We start from the raw sequence: 18752 nt of genomic DNA, 5'->3' as shown, positions 1-18752 counted from the left end.
TACTAGAAATTTATATCATTTTTTGTAAGTTTGAAATCTTAAATTCTGAACTCTGTTAAAATTTGAATATGTACCCAAAGAAAAAAATTGTTCCTTTCAAGTATCGCGGATAGCTCTCCACGCAAAAAAACACCTCCAAAGTGAGTCTCGTATCCAATGACACGACTGACTCCACAATGGGGTGTTTATATTGCATTATTGTATGTTGTTGTAAGGTAGCGGCTCTTAGGAATTTATCCCTTTTATCTTTACCTTTTGCTCATAGCTCGATAATTCTTGTTGCAATATTTGAGCAAAACTCACTGTCATGCTCTACAAACAGAAGGGTCGGGGAGTACTCCAGCAGCAAGTCTTCAATTTGCATACGAGAGATGACATCAACAAAGTTGAGAGGTTCATCCCAAATATGCAAATGGGCTTGCTCACTGAGACTTTTAGCAATCAGCACCTTCTTTTTTTGGCCTGCGCTAAACGTCGAGATATCTTTCTCCAATTGCAGCCTGGAAAAATCCAGCTTTCTTAGGATCGATTTAAACAAGCTTTCATCGATTCCCTGTGTGACAGCATAATCCGATAATTGGCCGCTGAGATCAGACGTGTCCTGCGACACATACGAGATCTTAAGTTGGTGATCCTTTCGAAAATGACCTGTATAAGGGATGTCCTCACCACAGATCAGTTTAAGGATGCTTGATTTCCCCGATCCGTTTTTACCATAGAGTGCAATCCGATCCCCCTTTTCAACTGTGAAACTCACGTCCTTACATACCGTATTGGAGCCATATGCAATCGATACATGTTCCAATTCGACAAGTTCTTTTTTGTGAAAATCCAGTTGATGAATCTGTAGACGTTCAGCACTCTCAATATTTTTTAGAAGTTTGGACTTTTCTTGGATGGCGGATTGCTGCCTCTGCTCAATATTTTTGGAACGTTTCATCATTTTGGCAGCCTTGTGTCCAATATAGCCTTTATCCACCTTTGAACCGGAATTTCTCGTACCATTTTTGGTTCTTTCCACTTCATGCGACCATCCACCCGTCCGTTTGGCAGAATCGGACAAACGCTTGATGTCCTTAATTAACTTCTCATTACTTGCAAGTTCAAACTGATCTTGCCTTTGTTTATTTTCCCACCAAGCGGAGAAATTCCCTCTCTGAATCTCGATGTTATTTTTATTAATGGACAGGATGTGGTCTACGCAGTTATCCAGAAAGGATCGATCATGTGACACCAGAATAAATCCACTTTTGCTGCGAAGATAATTACTGACGAGTTTTCTCGCATGAATATCGAGATGATTGGTAGGTTCATCAATGAGCAAAAATCGATTATCCTTCAGGAACAAGGCAGCCAGCATGACCTTCGTTTGTTCGCCATTTGATAAGGAGTCGAAAGGCCGATAAAGAATATCTTCCGAAACCTTTAACAGGTTAAGCTCTCTGACAAGCTGCCAGTGCAAATATTCAGGATAGACCTCTTCAATGACATCGAGGGTCATAGCTCTTTTATCCTGAACCTGAAAAGGAAAGTACTCAAAGCTGACATTCGCAGAAATAGTTCCGCTGTATTCATATTTACCAAGCAGCAGGTTGAGGAATGTCGTTTTGCCTCTGCCGTTTCTTCCGGTAAAGCCCAATTTCCAATCGGAATCCAGCTGAAAACTCACATTTTCAAATATATTATCGTAACTGCCATCATAGGCAAAGGTTAGGTTGCTAACGTTAATTAAAGACATAAAGATCATCCTTTTTATGTGAAATATAAAAGTTAACCGACGTGAAATTTACCACGACATGGTCCCTCACTTTATATTTGAACATAATCAGAATTTCAATCCGCTCTTGCATGAATGACATATCCCTCGTGTCAGAGTGATTGGAATATCCTCAAATGAAAAAACGCAAAAAAGCGCCATTCACCGGTGCTTTTTTGCGTTACATCAACCTGACTATGATAAAGAAACCTGGCGCCTGAGAACTTAACGCCAAGATAATCTATGCATAGGAGGATTAAGTGCCGGTTTCTGATTAGTTATGTTGTGAACCATGTCAGTGTTCATGTTCGTTGACAGGTTCACATAAACATCTACAACCTCTAATTCAGTCATCGCTCTATCCCCCTTTAAAAGCTCAACAATTTAATATCAGAAACTTAACATGGAATACAGCCATGGGTCAAGGCGAGAAACAAATCGTGCCGCTTTTAAAATCCAAATCCATATGATTAGACCCACAAGGGTTTATAGTCACCACGCACTGTATTCAGTTATTAAACGGCCGCATAAAGCGGTTTGTACACCGGATGCCACATGGCAGCTTTTACAGCCTCTTCAACGTCTTTCAGCTCTACACGCGCAACGCCATCTTTCACTGCCGCCTTGGCAACCGCCACTGCGACTTTGAACGAAACAGCATGCAGCTCTTTCACTCTAGGCAGAAGAGGAGCACCTGGTGCAGACGAGTCTACCGAATTAGCTACGGCCACTGCAGCTGCGGTGAACATGTTTTTGGTGAATTTCGATGCTTTCGCTACAATCGCTCCCAGACCCAAACCAGGGAACACAAAAGCATTATTGGATTGACCAATTTCATACAATGTGTCATTAAACATGACAGGTTCAAATGGACTGCCTGTTGCAATCAGTGCTTTGCCATCCGTCCATTCAATCAAGCTTCTTGGTGCTGCTTCGGCAAGCGAGGTCGGATTGGACATGGGCATAATGATTGGACGTTCCACATGCTTCGCCATTTCTTTGATAACTTGTTCATTAAAAGCACCTGTCACACCGGACGTCCCGATCAGGATCGTTGGTTTGATCTGTTTCACAGCTTCCAGCAGACTGACCTGCCCTTGCTCATTCAACGCCCAATCTTTCACTTCCGCAGTTTTACGCACATATGGTTTCTGGAATTCAAATAGACCTTCCGTCTCATCGGTAAGGATTCCGCGGTAATCGAACGCCCAGAAACGGCTCTCCGCTTCCTCCTGCTCAAGCCCTTCCTCCATCATAGCGTCACGAATCTGATCTGCGTTACCAATACCAGCGGCCCCCGGTCCAAATACCAGGACACGATGCTCACGAAGAGGCATACCCGTCACTTGAACTCCGGACATAATCGCCGCAAGTGTGACCGCACCCGTTCCCTGAATATCGTCATTAAACGTAAGGAGTTCTTCCCCGTATTTCTGAATAATATTTCTGGCATTCACGCTGCCCAGGTCTTCCCAGTGAAGCAGGATATCCGGGAACCACTTTGTTGTTTCTTTCACAAAGGCTTCGATAAATTGCTCATATTTTTCCCCGCGAATACGTTCATGGCGATTACCTACATACAATGGATCATTCAGCAATTTGGGATTATTGGTTCCAACGTCCAGCACAACAGGCAATACACGGCTTGGATCAACGCCTACGGCTGCTGTATATACTGCGAGTTTACCAATGGCAATTTTAATGCCGCCAACGCCCCAGTCTCCGATGCCCAGAATACTTTCCGAGTCGGTCACCACAATCAAATCCACATCTCCCGCATGCAATCCACTGTTACGGAAAGCTTCCTCCAGCCCATCCATGTCATTGATGGATAAATATAGACCTCCAGGTCTATGGTACTGATGGCTATATTCTTGAATGGCTTGTCCGACCGTAGGTGTATACACAATCGGCAGCATTTCACTAAGATGATCTTTCATTAGACGGTAGAATAGTACAATATTTCGGTTGAACAAATCACTGAGCATGATGCTTTTACGCAAATTATCCGATTCATTCTGCAATTGCTGGTATACCCGACTTACTTGTTCTTCAATATTTAAAACCATCGGTGGCAAGATGCCATTCAGGTTAAGCTCTCTTCTTTCTTCTTTGTTAAAGGCAGTACCCTTGTTCAACATGGGATTGGACAGAACATCCTTGCCTTTCAAAGAGGTTTTTAAGTTTCCATCAGAATCTACAAAAAATGAGTTCATTTACTGATTGCCTTCTTTCATGATGTCTGTTGACGTTTTAACGCCATTTTAATTTATTTTTAACACTTAATAACTTTTAGTTAGTTCAAGATCTTCCGATGACAATTATAAAATATTTTCTATGTCATGTAAACGAACTCATGAAACTTCCATGAATGAAATTCAATTTCATTTCGATAAATAAAATTTATCACCTTGTCATTTTTCAACAAATTCATTTTATGAATTTATACATATCTCACGCCAAAAAGCCACGATCTTCGTGGCTCCAAGCGGTGTTCCTTTCTGAATGTTCATTTCCTAATCTTACATTGATCCAGATGCTGTAGTCAGTACAGATATCCTAAAAAATCAAGTTCTCCCTCACTCCAAGGCAATGTTCCGACTTCTTTAACCATTAATCCGTCGATCTGCTCAATTCCAACTCCAATTGTAGTTAAGGTCTCATGGTCAATTTTCAACCACTTACAGGTGTTGCTGACCATTTTGAACCCATTTTTGCTATACAAGCCCTCATGATCAGCAAATAATAGCACAAAATCAATATGCCCTCTGGACAGCTTGTCCACTTCTGATAGCAACAACGAACCGATTCCTTGAGAGCGATATGCTGTCGAAACACACAGATCAATGACCCCCAGCACTCTTATTGCTTTTCCATTTAAATTCATCATTCTGTAATCTAATCCTACATGTCCAATCAGTTGATTATCTGGGTTAAATGCTAATATTCTGCAATGTGGAATTTGTTTAAAAAACAAACGGTCCTCCGGATAAACATCTGGAAAACTGGCAATAAGCAATGCCTGAAGATGCGTTGACCTTTCTTCGTTCAAATCCATATCATAAGCTTTAACTAATTTCAAAAAAATGTCCCCCTAAATTAAATCGATTTCTGTTCTATATTTGTCTCAGCTGAGTTTTAAAAGTTCAATTACGGCATGTAAGCACCTTCTACTTCAACCTTTCGTTCATTTCCGTTTGCTATGTATCTTACGTGAATGACATTTCCTTTCTGAAATTGTGGAATATGTGTAACCGGGATATATGTCTCTACGACAGAGGGAAAGGTACGGCCGTCAACTTGGGTTACGGTCAAATCCAGTCGTACTCCCGGCCTTCCATCCATACTGGATGAAGTTTGTGTAATATCATGAATAACCGCCTCCGCAGGAATCCCTTCCATTAAAACCCTTTTTCGAGTGTGTTGTATCTGTTTGTTGTTACGGAGCATTTTAAATATCATAACCATAGTGATCGTGCCTGTTATAAGCCCAAAGCCAATAATAGCAACAATAGTAAATAAAGTAGTCGTCATAATGGCCTCCTTTTATTTGAAACTTATGTTTATTAGTTCTTGATTATATCTCTTATTCCTGCAAATTTGCTTGAACAGGAACATCTTCATGCCAAAAAAGCCACCTTGTTGGTGGCTTCATGCAGTTTATGAAGTTTTTGAATTGTCTATAATACTGGCATGAACTGTAGCAGTATATGTTCAACTTAGTCTACTTTCGCACCATATGAGCGTACAAACAGAACCGCTTGTTCGCGATCCAAACGTACGCCTTTAATATCCAATGATTTCAGATCGATTCCTTCCAGATTAGCGCCTCTAAGATCCGCTCCTTGCAGCTTGGCTCTGCTTAAAACTGCTCTTGTAAGATCACAGTCTCGCAAATCCGCTTTGGTAAAATCCGTGTCCGTAAAGTCCGCTTCAAAGAAACGAATTCCTCGCAAATCCTGTTTACCCAATCGGGTATGTCTCAGATTCGTATAAGACCAATCGCCCTGACTTAGTGTGATACCATCCATTTGTGCACCGGAAAAGTCCGACCCCGTCATTTTGCAGGAGGTGAATTTGGAAGCGAAAAGATTAGCACCACCAAATAAGCAGTTTTCAAAAGCCGACTCTCTATGGATTGAGCCATTCATTGAAGCGCCTTTAAAGTCACATTCGATAAAACGGCAGTTGCTAGTCTCGATTTCCTCCATCGAAGCGTTCATAAAGGTACACTGTTTGAAAACACAACTGACCAGTTCTCCATACCGCAAGTCACGTCCTTCAAAATGTACACCTTCATACTCTTGATCCTTATATTGGTACATCACGTACACCCCATCTTGTATGATTATCATGTTTTCCCCATTAAAAAGCTTTTTATAATATACCATACGGCTGTCAAGTACCTGCTTAAAAGCCTGCAAAAGTCAAGTTACTTTTTTTTGAAAAACGTAGCTACTCAAATAAAAAAACCGCGAAAATCGCGGCTTTTGGCTCTATAACTGTTTTTAGCTAGTACTTCAATCGGATATGAACAGGGATGGGAAACGATGCGTCTCTTCCCTTGTCTCTGTGCTCGTCTTTGTTTTGTTCTTCTTCTTTCACAATCCACTGTCTGCCAACCATCAATTGCAGCAACTCGATCTCTTGTAAGGTCAGGTAAATATGTTTTAGTGACAGTCCCTCCTGGATATAATCCTGTTCTACCTTGAGGTTAAACCGGAAATAGAGCAGTCTTTTCAGGGCGTTAATATGCAAAAATTTGAATTCATAGACTCTGCTGCGTATGGCCTCTTCCCAGTTGTCTCCTATCTCAGCTGCTGTGTCCAGTCTCTCCACCAGATCCATCGTTGGTTCCTTGATCTTGGATAACAACGAAGAAAAGTCTTTTCTCTGTAAACAATCAATCATTAATTCGCTCGGTTCACCGCTCGTTAGAACATTTTCCACTAACATAGCTACGGGAATGGATAACCGAATACGGCTCATGCTCCGCCCTCTCCATCTCTGAGGTATTGATTAAACCAGGCATTTACTTGTTCAAAGCTATCCACGCGCAGCGAGGGTTTTCCGCTTTTGAGCAAAGTATGATTGGAGCCTGGGTATCGAATCAGTTTAGTCGTTTTTCCATATCGTTTTAACGTGGTATATAACTCCTCCGCCTGTCCGATCGGTGTACGATAATCTTGCTCTCCATGCATAATCAGAAGTGGCGTTTGAATCTTGTGCGCATGAGCAAGGGGAGAACGGGACCATAACATGTCTGCATGTTCTGTCGGATTGCCACCAATTACGCCCTCCACATAAGAGATTCCAATATCACTGGTTCCATACAAGGACAACCAATTGGATATACAACGCTGCGTAACTGCCGCCTTAAATCGATGGGTATGAGCAACGATCCAGTTGGTCATGACACCTCCGTAACTACCTCCACCTATACCAAGACGTGTTTCATCCAGAAAATCATATGTTGCCAGTGCATAGTCCACCGCCTCAAGCAGATCTCGACAGTCTCCCCCGGCAAAATCTCCTCGGCAAGCTCTGGCGAATTCCTGCCCGTACCCCATACTTCCTCGGGGATTCACCCATAGTACGGCATACCCCTGTGCAGCAAGTGTCTGCATTTCGTGGCTGAAGATGCCTGTATACATGGCATGCGGTCCACCATGAATCTGTAATATCATCGGTACTTTGGTATCCGATTCCTGCATAACCGGCTTTAACAACCAACCCTGGATCGGCCATCCGTCTGACGAAGTAAACTCGATACGTTCAGGTACATTGACTTCCAAGCCTGCCAAAAATTCATCGTTTCGCCGGGTGAGTCTGAACATGTCCCCACTGTTAATATCCACACGGTACAGTTCTCCAGGGTGATCCTCAGTCAATGCACCAATGACCAGCGTCTTACCATCAGGTGACAGGGTATATTGATATACATCCTTCTCCCCGCTTCCCGTCACGGATTGACAATGCCCATCCTCGGTGATTTGATACACGTCCACATTTCCACCCTGGGTACCCAGTACATATGCCGTACGTTGCGCATGATGGTCATCCATCAGTGGCGACGGGGATGGGCTTGCCGATTTCATGTCCCCAAGTGCTGCGTTCCCCAACTGCATATCGACATCAGGTGCCAGCTGCTTTGGAATACCTCCACTACTCGGCACTTCATATAGTCTATTGTGACTGCCACTGCCGTACTCTCGGTCGCTGGCAATCAGAACCAGTTGCTCTCCGTCGGGTGAATATGCGAACTGGCTCACCTGAAGACTGGAATCCGTTACTCTATACTGCTCGCCGTTTGCCAGATTGACAGTATGTACGTCTGCAAAGTACAACAGATCCGCATCCACTCCCTGATCCTGTACCTGTTTGGAAATGAAGGAAATAGCCTGACCGTCTGGCGACCAGACCGGAGCAGTAACATTCCATGGTCCGGTTGTGATCTGTCTAATGGTTCCACTTCCAATCTCATATACAAACAGATGGCTATTCAGACCATCCCACCAGCCAGAGCCTTCTGCCTTCGGTGTCGTGCGCTCAAAAACCTTGCCCCTCAGGGGAGATACTTTAAGTGATTCGTCTATCTTTGATGTTTTGTCAGCCATTGCTTCTTCTTTGCCTGCTACAACTTTGCTAGTAAACGCAATATACTGCCCATCCGGGGACCAGACAAATTGTAAAAGCTTGCGCTCAGACGAGATGAGATTTATAGCCTTTGTATCACCTGACGCAAGGGTCCACAATCCTTTACCCCCACTTTCCAATCGTAAAAAAGCGAGCTGTGTTCCATCTGGTGACCAGGAAGGATATGAATCCTTTACTCCATCTGTAAGCGGCTTGTCCCCACTACCTTCAAGTGAAACGCCACGAATTTGCGTAATATATTCATTTTTCTGCTGATCAATCGTCTGTTCAACGTACGCCACCTGACCATCTTGATTGATTACAGGCTGGCTAACCCAGCGGTAATGATATAAGTCCTCTGGCAAGATCGGTCTTTTATTCATATCCATGGCTATCCCCTCCCGTTCCTCTTATTTCTTGTTTGTATCCGTACGTGGATCAAGTACATCCCGCAGCCAATCTCCCAGGAAAATGACACCCAGAACCGTCAGGGTAATTGCCAGTCCAGGGAAAGTTGCCACCCACCAGCTTGTTGCTACATATTGCCTTCCATCACTGAGCATACCTCCCCAGGAAATGTCAGGTGGCTTAATGCCCAGACCCAGGAAACTGAGCGAAGCTTCCATAATGATCGTGGTCCCAACATTCATACCGCAGATCACGATAAAGGAAGATAAAATATTCGGCAGAATGTGTTTTAGAATCAATCTCCCATTCTTGGCACCAATCGATCTGGCAGCGTGAACAAAGTCCCGTTCCTTGATACTCAACACCTCACTGCGGACTACACGGGTGAAAGGAACCCAGTTCGTCACACCGATAACCAAAATCAGCGTCGTAATCCCTGGCCCCACAATAGCCATTACAACGAGCATAAACAGAATGGTAGGGATGGCCATGAATGCATCACCTACGCGCATAATAACCGCATCCAGCCATTTTCCGTAAAATCCGGACAAGAGACCAAGAATGGCACCGATGATTCCGGACACGATGACTGCTCCCATACCTACGATTAATGAAACACGCGCACCATATACGATTCGACTCCACATGTCCCTGCCCAGATTATCCGTACCCAGCCAGTATTCAGCCGTTCCCCCATCAAGCCAAGCTGGAGGTTTAAGGCGATTAAGGGGATTCACTGCTCCAGGATCATGACTCGTTAACAGAGGTGCACATATGGCGATTAACACAACCAACAATACGAGCACAGCGCCAAATATTCCGGTCTTGCTGATGATCAGTTGTCTCCAGATGTAGCGAAGTCCTGTTGGTGTACGTACATTCTCATGTTCCTGTTCTGCACCCGGCATTGGCATTTCATTGCTGCCTGTCATCGATTGCACCTCCTTCTAATCGTATTTAATGCGTGGATCAAGCAGCCGGTAGGCCACGTCCGTCAGAATATTCGTTACAACCACGATAAACGCAATGACAAAAACAGCGGCCTGTACAATCGCCATGTCATGGGTGTTGACTGCAACAACCAGCAACTGACCCAGCCCAGGCCAGGAGAATACCGTCTCCGTAATCAATGTTCCACCAATCAAGCTTGTAAACTGCAAACTCATAATCGTTACGACCGGAATCAATCCGTTACGAAACGCATGTTTGCCAATCACGACCATCCGGCCAAGCCCCTTACTCCGTGCTGTACGAATGTAATCCTGACTCAGAATTTCCAGCATGCTAGAGCGAATCAGACGAGTCATCTGAGCAGCAAGCCCGACCCCTAGTGTAAAGGCAGGCAATATCAGATGTGATACTCCGCCGCGGCCGGATACAGGCAAAACTCCCCACATCACGGAAAATAACAAAATGAGCATAATGCCCATCCAAAAGTTCGGCATAGCTTTACCGATGACCGATATACCGGAGATGATCAGATCGGTAAACGTATTTCGTTTGACTGCTGATGCAACTCCAAGCGGTACAGCCATAACAATGGCAAAAAACATCGCTGCAACAGCCAGTTCAAAGCTGGCCGGCAATCGTTCCAGTACAAGCTGTAAAGCCGGTTCTCCATAACGGAAAGATTGACCAAAGTCACCCTGCAATGCGCTGCCAAGGAACTTCATATACTGTGTGTATAACGGCTGGTCCAGTCCGAGTGCCTGCGTTAATACAGCGCGGTCTTCCGCAGTAGCTGTTTCAGGCAGCATCAGAGCTACCGGATCACCCGTGACGCGGACCAATATAAAAACGATCAATGAAACAATGAACAGAACCGGAATAACCTGCAGTAGTGACTTAAGTACATATTTGCCCATTTCTCTATCCACCTCCTTTTAAAAAAGAACGACAGGAACGTGGTACAGTCCCTGCCGTTCTCGGCTTATCCTTGTCATAACAGGTTGTTCTGTCTGATGTTACTGTGCAGGTGTAATCTCGTCAGCATAGAACATTTCATCGCTACGCGGCTCGAAGTTCACACGGCTATCGATACCATAAACTCCTTCCATTTGGTACAAATACACAGCCGGACGATCTTCAGCAAGAATTTGTTGTACTTGCTGGTATTCTTTCTCCCTGGAAGCCGGATCCATGTTAACCAGCGCAGACTGGAGCAATTTCTCCACTTCCGGATTGTTATAGTCCGACTCACCTTTGGCTTCGTCCAACATGTAACGATTGTAGTTATTGGAAGCATCAAAGAGGGAGTTCCCAATTCCGATCATGAAAATTTCCTTGAATGATTTGGAACTGTAACGTTCACTGAAAGCACTTGGTTCAAGCACGTCCAGATTAATTTTGAAGCCCACTTGCTCCAGCATTGCTGCCACGACTTCGGCAGGCTCTTTGTATTGAGAAGATACCGAGATGGTCATCTCCGCTTCACCTTCTGCGTAACCTGCTTCCTGCAACAGTTGCTTCGCCTTCTCTTGATCATACAGTGATGTTTTGTACAACGAAGGATCTGCCCCGAAGTTGCCAGGTGTTACGGATGTGCGAGTCACGATACCTGCACCTCCGGCAATGCTGTCTACAATACCCTGCTTATCAATCGCTAGATCAATAGCCTCCCGAACCTTCGGATCAGCTGTGACGCTGCCCTCTGTTTGGCGGAAAATCAACTGAAGTACACGCTGAATCGGCGCTTTGACGATCTTCTTGTCTGCTTCGCCTTCAATGCGGGCAACATCTGTCGACGGAATAGATGCTGCGATATCAACACCACCTGCCAGCAGTTCAGATACACGTGTGGAAGCTTCGGGGATGACACGGAATACAACCTCATTCCATTTCGGTTCACCATCGAAGTAATTTTCATTTTTCACAAGTTCAACCCGATCATCTTTTGTCCACTTCCTGAATTTGTACGGACCTGTGCCAACCGGTTGTTTAAGGAATTGATCAAAACCATTGTCCTCAATATATTTTGCTGGCAAGATGCCTGCCCCCATTTTGGATAGACGATTAAGCAGCAACGGATCTGGTCCGTCGGTAATAATATCTACCGTATATTCATCGACCGCTTTCACTTCAACAATGTTTTTGAAGTAGCTGTTTTGTTTCAGTGTACTGTCTTTGGCTACGCGCTCCAGTGTATACTTTACATCCGCTGAGGTGAATGGATCACCGTTATGGAAGGTCACGCCTTCACGCAGCTTGAAGCGCCAGGTTGTGTCATTCACTTGCTCCCATGAAGTTGCGAGACCTGGAACCTTCTTCTGTTCACTATCATTTTTGATCAGATAATCAAATACGTTGACCAGCACCGCTTCACTGGATGTATTATTGTTGTTGTGCGGGTCAAAGCTCTCAATATCCGTAGCAGCTGCAATGGTAAGTGTAGTGCTGGCAGAAGTACTACTGCCCGATTCACTTGATGCCGAATTGCTATCCGTGCCAGTGCTCTTGCCACCACAAGCGCTCAGTACCAGTACTACAGCCAATAATGTGATCCACATGCTAGTCCATTGTCTTTTTTTCATTTTCCATGCTCCCCCTCAGAAGTTGTGTGTCTTGACAAATATTCAAGTGCTACGGCCGACAGCATGCCCACACCATACGGCATGGCCGTCTCATCCAGATCGAACATCGGATGGTGAAGCGGATAACGAGTTCGCTCTTCCTCGTTCCCTGAACCCAATCGGAAGAAAACACCCGGAATCTGTTCACAGTAGAATGCGAAATCTTCGCCGCCCGTGGACGGCGGAATAATGCTCCGTCCCTTCGCCCATTCGAGTCCGTCAACGGTCTCCGTAAGCAGGTCAACCATACCCAGATCGTTAACTACAACGGGGTAACCATCGCCATAGATGACTTCATGACCCGCCCCGAACGAACTGCACACACCACTTACAACCTGTTTAATCAGGGCTGGCATGCGTTCGCGAATGGCTGGGGAGAGTGTTCGAACCGTGCCGATCATCTCAACCTCCGGCGCAATGGCAGTTCCCATGTAGCCTCCAGTTATTTTACCGATCGTTACCACAACCGGCTCCAGCGGGTCTACCATACGACTAGCCAGATTCTGTAGTGCAGTGATGACCTGAGCAGATACAGCAATGGCATCGATGCCTTCATGCGGGCGGGCAGCATGTCCGCCCTTGCCAAGTATCCGAATCACCAGACGATCTGCCGAGGCAAACGCCACACCTTTGCTAACCCCGATGGTACCCGTATCTTGTCCTGGAGTCATATGTAGCCCTGCAATCGCGTCCACCTTTGGATTCTCCAGTACTCCATCCTGAATCATGGCACGTGCACCTGCCAATCCTTCCTCCGCAGGCTGGAACACAAATTTGATGTTGCCCGATTTCGGTCGGCCAAGGCTTGTTAGCAGCTCAGCCGCCCCCATTAGAATGGTTGTATGAGCGTCATGCCCGCACAGATGGGCCTTGCCTTCTACCTGTGAGCTGTACTCAGCCACCTTTTGGTCCTGAATTGGCAATGCATCCATATCTGCCCGAAGTGCGAATGTAGGCCCTTCCGTTTCTCCCCGCAGCACTCCTACGACTCCTGTTTTCCCTACCTTACGTGTTACTTCAAGACCCAGACTTTCCAAGTGTTTGGCTACGATCTCTGAAGTTCGAAATTCTTCATAGCCAATTTCCGGATGGCGATGGAAATCTCTCCGCCAGGCAATGAGTTTGGGCTGAAGTGCTTGTGCGCGTTGATATAGTTGTGATTGTTCCATTAGTTCTCATCCCCTTCTTTTTCATCGGATTCTGAAACGAGTCTGGCATAGATTGCATCAGCCGAGAATTCAATGTGTTTTTTCATCGTCTCCCGGGACTTGATGCTGTCATGTGCTTTCAGCGCTTCAAGAATCTCCATATGTATCCCATGATTGAGGGAGCGAATTCGGTCATCATAGGGCATCAAGTCCAGTGCCGGATTAATTTTTGTCCGGATTTGTCTAACAGCCGTCTCACAGTACGGATTACCGGATGCCTTGGCAATGGTCAGATGAAATTTCACATCCAGGGCCCGGAACCATTCCCTCGTACAGTGAGGTTCAATACTTTGCTCCATATAGGCTTCAAGCAGTTCCAGCTCGCCTGCGGTGATCCGCTCAGCAGCCAAAAAAGCCCCCTCCGGCTCGATAATGGTCCGGTATTCAAACACTTTCAGCATCTGATCCCAATCCCGCATAATTTCTTCTCTTGTGCGTTTATGAGAATTCGCTGTCAGTGGCAACACAAAAGTACCACCTTTGGCCCCCACGCGTTTCTCGATCAGGCCTTTTTCCTCCAGCGCAGATAACGCCTCGCGAACCGTAATTCGACTGGCATTAAATATCTCGGCAAGGTCTCGTTCGGAAGGAAGCTGTTCTTCACTCATTAATTCTTTGAGTATGATGGCTTCTTCAAGTTGCTCCCTTATAAATTCACTAACCTTTTTGGTAGATACTTTCTCAAAACGAAATGAAAACGTACTGGACATGTAAACACTCCGATCTGTAAATGGTCTAGACCTTATACCATTAATATAATTCCGACTAAACAGATATGCAATACTTTTTTTTAATGAATTTATAAATAGTTTTCAACTCAGTCTGTTTTCCAAGCAAAAAAGGATGCATCTGCATTAGACAGACACATCTTTTTAGTTTGAATTATTATCTTTATAATTCCTTATCTGCATATGATCTGAAATTTCCCGTAACAGCTAACCGTTTGCTTCCTGCTAGGTAAAAGCTATCATCTGCTCTCCAGGTATGACTTTGTTTATTTTGTCTCCGGTGATACACATAGTTATATGGTGACGTAGCATAGGTTTTGAATCCTCTTTTTCTGCATTGTCTTAGAAAGGTTACATCTTCCCCAATGGAACGGTCCGTGAATCGGACCTTCTTTAATACTTCCCTTTTGAACAGAAGTGTTCCGCCTTGTATGAATTCCACATGTTTATTCTTTTCTTCGGGTGATCTGACAAGCAGCGTTTTAGAAGCACCCAAGTAAACCAGACATGAATGTTTGCCCACAATATCGCTTTTGGTTCGTATTAGACCATTCACTTGTTCTTTCAAATAAAATGGTGAATAGTAGTCATCATCATCAAATTTGGCGATCAACGAGAATCGGGCTCGGGTAATCCCTGCATTCAGGCTTTGTCCAAGCGATATGCTTTCTGGTACTTGATAAACGCTAACATTCGCATGTTTTCGAACGCGATTTTGATATAATTCCAGATTCATGCTGTCATGATTCAAAATGATGATAAGCTCTTTTCTCTTATAGCGCTGTCGATTGTAATTTTGAAGGATGTTGTCAAAGAATTGTGGCCGATTGGTACATACAATAATGGACACACCGTTTCCCGTTTTATTTCCAGTCATGACATACCCTCTTTTCTGCACATATATATTTTTTCATCATACGTTCAGAAGTAGAGAATGGTATAGACGAATCAATAGCGTATAAAACACCAAAAAACCCTCTGTCCTCAAAATCAGGACAAAGGGTTCTTAAATTCATGATAGGCTTAATTGGATTCGTTCATGTAAACGGCTTTACCTGTACGTGCGGACTCATAGAGTGCCTCCAGGATCTGTGAAACCACCAAAGCCTGTTTAGGCGTTACAACTGGCTCCAGATCTTTATCGATCGCTTCAATCCATTTTCTCATCTCTACATCCGGTGCACTTTCACTCTTTCCATCGTAGAAAGCGACCCCGCCTGCACTCAATTCAATTTCGTTGGTGTACAAACGGCTGAATTTCTCGCCATTGATGCGCAGGCCATTCTTCATATCTGCACCCGCTTCGCTTCCGCTCAAGCTGCATTTCGCTTCATCCACGTCCAGTGAATTGAGCGCCCAGCTGGATTCCAGCATAATTGTCGCGCCATTCTCCATTACGATCATACCGAAAGCGGAATCTTCAACCGAGAATTTTTCCGGGTCCCACGGGCCCCATGCATTCGCTGCATTTTCTCTTTGTGAAAGCTCGTGATACGTTGTACCCAGAACAACCTTCGGTTGATAGTTATCCATCATCCACAGCGTCAGGTCAAGTGCATGTGTACCGATGTCAATCAACGGTCCGCCGCCTTGTTTCTCCTCATCAAGGAAAACACCCCAAGTTGGTACTGCTCTTCTTCTGATCGCATGTGCTTTGGCAAAGTAAATCGAACCCAGTTCGCCAGCTTCACACAGCTGCTTCAGGTACAAGCTGTCTTCTCTGAAACGGTTATTGTATCCGATGGTCAGTTTTTTACCCGTACGCTCGGCTGCTTCAAGCATTTTTTGCGCTTCAGCAGATGTCTTGGCCATTGGTTTTTCACACATCACATGTTTGCCAGATTCCAGTGCAGCAATAGAAATCTCTGCGTGAGAGATATTTGGCGTAAGAACATGAACAATATCAATCGTTTCATCCTGAAGTAATTCTTGATAATCCGTGTATACTTGTGCTTCGGCACTACCATACTTTTCTTTGGCTTCTTCTGCACGTTCCTGAACGATATCGCAAAAAGCAACCAGTTCTACTTGATCTAGCTTGCTCAAACTTGGCAGATGTTTGCCGTTTGCAATCCCGCCACAGCCAATAATCCCTACACGATACGTTTTACTCATTTCTAATCACCCTCACTTTTGGTTTGGTTGTTTCATTTTACGGAAAGCCGATGGGGTCATCCCCAGACGCTTGCGAAATACTGCATGCAAATAATTTGCATTGGTAAACCCTGAAGCCAGGGCGATTTGTTCGATGGAAACATTGCTTTCTTCCAGATTGCGGCACACCGCGCGCAGGCGAATATCCTCCAACACACGGCTGAAAGGCATTTCCGGCTGAACCTGATAAAAGATGCGTTGCAGTTGTCTGCTGCTAATATGCAGCTTCTCCGCTACATTTTCCAGCGTTACCGCTGAAGGATGATTCGCTTCCATATACTGAATGGCATAATCATACCTGTACACAGACATGTCTCGCACAGGAGCTTCCGCCCGATTCCCCCCGATATCGTAGGCTCGGACGGTCTTCAGTAGAATGCTGATCACCTGCTGTTTAATAGACGTGTAATATCCGATCAGTTTACGGTCACAAGCCTCATAGGCTTCCAGAAAACAGTTCATGGCGCGATGATAATCATGTACCGGAGCAAGAGGAAGTGTTCTAAGCTTTTCGATCGTTTCCTCTGATTCTGCTGCCTCCCACGGATCTACATCCTCTCTGGGATGTTCAATAATATCCACGTGCAGGCATAATTCATCCATGGCCTCTTGGGAATCCGCCTCCTGATAATGAACAAGACCCGGACCCGTTAAATACAGCATGCCTTCAGAGAGCGGATGCATCTCATCCCCCAAAATGACTTTTCCTTTCCCTCTCGGGATGAAATGGAACTCGAATTCCGCATGGTTATGAAAATCAACGATTCTGCCTGCCGGAAAAGAAGTCAGATGAAATCGCAGAACCCTTATCTCGTAATGTCCCCACAGGATCGAGACATCCAGTCTTTCCAGGATATCCTGTCGTTCAAGCATCTTCTCAAAAGGATATCGGCTCAATGTGGCACCTCCCAATACCTATCCCTGTAACTCTTTCAAGGAGATTTTGCGCCCTTCCTTCGCAGAAAGGTTGGCTGCCTCCATCAGGCGAGTTAACTGAGTAGCCGTCTGCAAATTCTCGGTAGCCATCGTATCATTCTGAATATGGGATACCCACTGGCTGAATGCGCTTTCTCTTCTGTCCAGCAAAGGAATCTCCGTCCATTCTTTCTGTTGATCTGAACCCACATTCGTACGAATTAATAGCTTATTCTCCGGTGTTCCGTATAACAATGTGCCCTCTGTACCATGAACCTCTATCGCAAACGGCGAATGACTGTTCACAAATCCAGCCTCAACTACACCGATCGCTCCGGAATCCGTAAATAAGGTGGCTACCGCGTTATCTTCCACTTCTTTTCCAGTAACATATCCAAAATTAGCATTAACCCCTGTCACCTCTTGACCCAGGAACAGATTTGTCAGATACATCGGATGACAACCGAGGTCAATTAATGCTCCGCCCTGGCAATCTTTCAGATCGTAAAAATGCTCAGGCAGCCAATTGGCAATCGCACCGTTATGCGAGAGACGCACACGAACATAAGTCACCTTACCAAGTAGTCCTTGGTTCAGAACATCTTGAATCGTTAATGTATATCCATCGTTCAAACGCGGTAAAGAAACCGTCATTTTCACTCCGTTATCCTGTACATCCGAAATGATCGTATTTACTTCTTTAATGGTTGAAGCGATCACTTTCTCTGTAAAAATGTGTTTGCCCGCTTTCGCGGCAGCAGTGATCACATCTTCGTGAAGACGTGTCGGTGCATCCACAATGACGGCATCGATGTTGTCCTGTGCCAGCATATCTTCAAGCGAAGCATAGAAGGGTACGTTCAGACGTTCAGCAGCTTCCTGTCCACGCTCGGCATCTTCATCCCATACAGCAGCCATCACCGTATCTTCGTGCTCCTGAGCCTGTTTAATGTAATCCCAGGCATGTACGTGCCATAAGCTTATTTTACCTATTCGAATGGTCACTATGATTAACCTCCATACTATATGATATTCTGACATCTAACTATAAATTAACACAGACCTGATCTAATTTTAATAGGAACTTACGACAATAACTATATAAAATTACGACACGAATTAGAATTACCTTCTGAGAATAACAAGCAAAAAAAAGCTTCCTGTTCACCAAGTGGTGAGGATAGGAAGCTTTCTCTGCATGTAACCGTTCGAAATCAAGGATGTCCAAAGTTAGGTTGAAGATTTTATGGCTTGTGATCTGTATGGCGGAAATACCGGATTACCTGCGGTACATCGTCATGTCTTTTAATTGTTTAAAAATATAAGGGTCCTGCTTGGCATTCACTTCAATGATTCAGGGTTTCAGACTTTGGTCAAG

The 18752-nt window shown here is 44.8% G+C and carries 16 protein-coding genes; all 16 read right to left on the bottom strand.

The genetic code is table 11. The features are described 5' to 3' along the window. Positions 1 to 259: 259 nt before the first annotated feature. The gene (locus tag BMY78_RS09850; protein WP_090897400.1) at positions 260 to 1738 is read right to left on the bottom strand and encodes an Lsa family ABC-F type ribosomal protection protein; all 1479 of its coding nucleotides are present in this window, start codon (positions 1736 to 1738) and stop codon (positions 260 to 262) included. Between the two features lie 533 nt (positions 1739 to 2271). Beyond that, positions 2272 to 3972, bottom strand: a complete 1701-nt coding sequence (locus BMY78_RS09845; protein ID WP_090897398.1) for an NAD-dependent malic enzyme — start codon at positions 3970 to 3972, stop codon at positions 2272 to 2274. A 329-nt stretch (positions 3973 to 4301) separates the two neighbouring features. Continuing rightward, complete coding sequence (locus BMY78_RS09840; protein WP_090897394.1) at positions 4302 to 4838, bottom strand: GNAT family N-acetyltransferase; 537 nt, start codon at positions 4836 to 4838, stop codon at positions 4302 to 4304. Positions 4839 to 4906: 68 nt separating this feature from the next. Beyond that, entirely contained in the window at positions 4907 to 5290 is a 384-nt protein-coding gene (locus BMY78_RS09835; RefSeq protein ID WP_090897390.1) for a hypothetical protein, read from the bottom strand. Positions 5291 to 5475: 185 nt separating this feature from the next. Further along, positions 5476 to 6081: a pentapeptide repeat-containing protein gene (locus BMY78_RS09830; protein WP_090902270.1), complete on the bottom strand. Its 606-nt coding sequence runs from the start codon at positions 6079 to 6081 to the stop codon at positions 5476 to 5478. Between the two features lie 187 nt (positions 6082 to 6268). Continuing rightward, complete coding sequence (locus BMY78_RS09825; protein WP_090897388.1) at positions 6269 to 6745, bottom strand: hypothetical protein; 477 nt, start codon at positions 6743 to 6745, stop codon at positions 6269 to 6271. Then, a complete protein-coding gene (locus BMY78_RS09820) occupies positions 6742 to 8781 on the bottom strand; it encodes an alpha/beta hydrolase family protein (RefSeq protein ID WP_256222037.1) in 2040 nt (679 codons plus the stop codon). The genes BMY78_RS09825 and BMY78_RS09820 overlap by 4 nt, the downstream gene beginning before the upstream one ends. A 21-nt stretch (positions 8782 to 8802) precedes the next feature. Then, complete coding sequence (locus BMY78_RS09815; RefSeq protein ID WP_371129157.1) at positions 8803 to 9708, bottom strand: ABC transporter permease; 906 nt, start codon at positions 9706 to 9708, stop codon at positions 8803 to 8805. A 39-nt stretch (positions 9709 to 9747) separates the two neighbouring features. Beyond that, entirely contained in the window at positions 9748 to 10665 is a 918-nt protein-coding gene (locus BMY78_RS09810; RefSeq protein WP_063565206.1) for an ABC transporter permease, read from the bottom strand. A gap of 99 nt (positions 10666 to 10764) precedes the next feature. Continuing rightward, positions 10765 to 12330, bottom strand: a complete 1566-nt coding sequence (locus BMY78_RS09805) for an ABC transporter substrate-binding protein (RefSeq protein WP_090897382.1) — start codon at positions 12328 to 12330, stop codon at positions 10765 to 10767. Continuing rightward, on the bottom strand, positions 12327 to 13538 hold the full coding sequence (locus BMY78_RS09800; protein ID WP_090897379.1) for a M20 metallopeptidase family protein: 1212 nt from the start codon (positions 13536 to 13538) through the stop codon (positions 12327 to 12329). The genes BMY78_RS09805 and BMY78_RS09800 overlap by 4 nt, the downstream gene beginning before the upstream one ends. Beyond that, positions 13538 to 14287, bottom strand: coding sequence for a FadR/GntR family transcriptional regulator (locus tag BMY78_RS09795; RefSeq protein ID WP_090897374.1), 750 nt, complete (start codon positions 14285 to 14287; stop codon positions 13538 to 13540). The genes BMY78_RS09800 and BMY78_RS09795 overlap by 1 nt, the downstream gene beginning before the upstream one ends. 181 nt (positions 14288 to 14468) lie before the next feature. Then, the gene (locus BMY78_RS09790) at positions 14469 to 15182 is read right to left on the bottom strand and encodes a glycosyltransferase family 2 protein (RefSeq protein ID WP_090897370.1); all 714 of its coding nucleotides are present in this window, start codon (positions 15180 to 15182) and stop codon (positions 14469 to 14471) included. A gap of 146 nt (positions 15183 to 15328) precedes the next feature. Next, the gene (locus BMY78_RS09785) at positions 15329 to 16420 is read right to left on the bottom strand and encodes a Gfo/Idh/MocA family protein (RefSeq protein WP_090897368.1); all 1092 of its coding nucleotides are present in this window, start codon (positions 16418 to 16420) and stop codon (positions 15329 to 15331) included. Positions 16421 to 16432: 12 nt separating this feature from the next. Continuing rightward, positions 16433 to 17356: an AraC family transcriptional regulator gene (locus tag BMY78_RS09780; RefSeq protein ID WP_256222035.1), complete on the bottom strand. Its 924-nt coding sequence runs from the start codon at positions 17354 to 17356 to the stop codon at positions 16433 to 16435. A gap of 18 nt (positions 17357 to 17374) precedes the next feature. After that, positions 17375 to 18379 carry a Gfo/Idh/MocA family protein gene (locus tag BMY78_RS09775; RefSeq protein WP_256222034.1) on the bottom strand — a complete coding sequence of 335 codons (1005 nt, stop codon included), beginning with the start codon at positions 18377 to 18379 and terminating at the stop codon, positions 17375 to 17377. Positions 18380 to 18752: the final 373 nt, after the last annotated feature.

It is taken from the genome of Paenibacillus sp. OK076, from assembly GCF_900110055.1.
GTDB lineage: Bacteria > Bacillota > Bacilli > Paenibacillales > Paenibacillaceae > Paenibacillus.
Note: the sequence above shows the minus strand (reverse complement) of the source record. Positions and strands in the feature narration are given on the sequence as shown.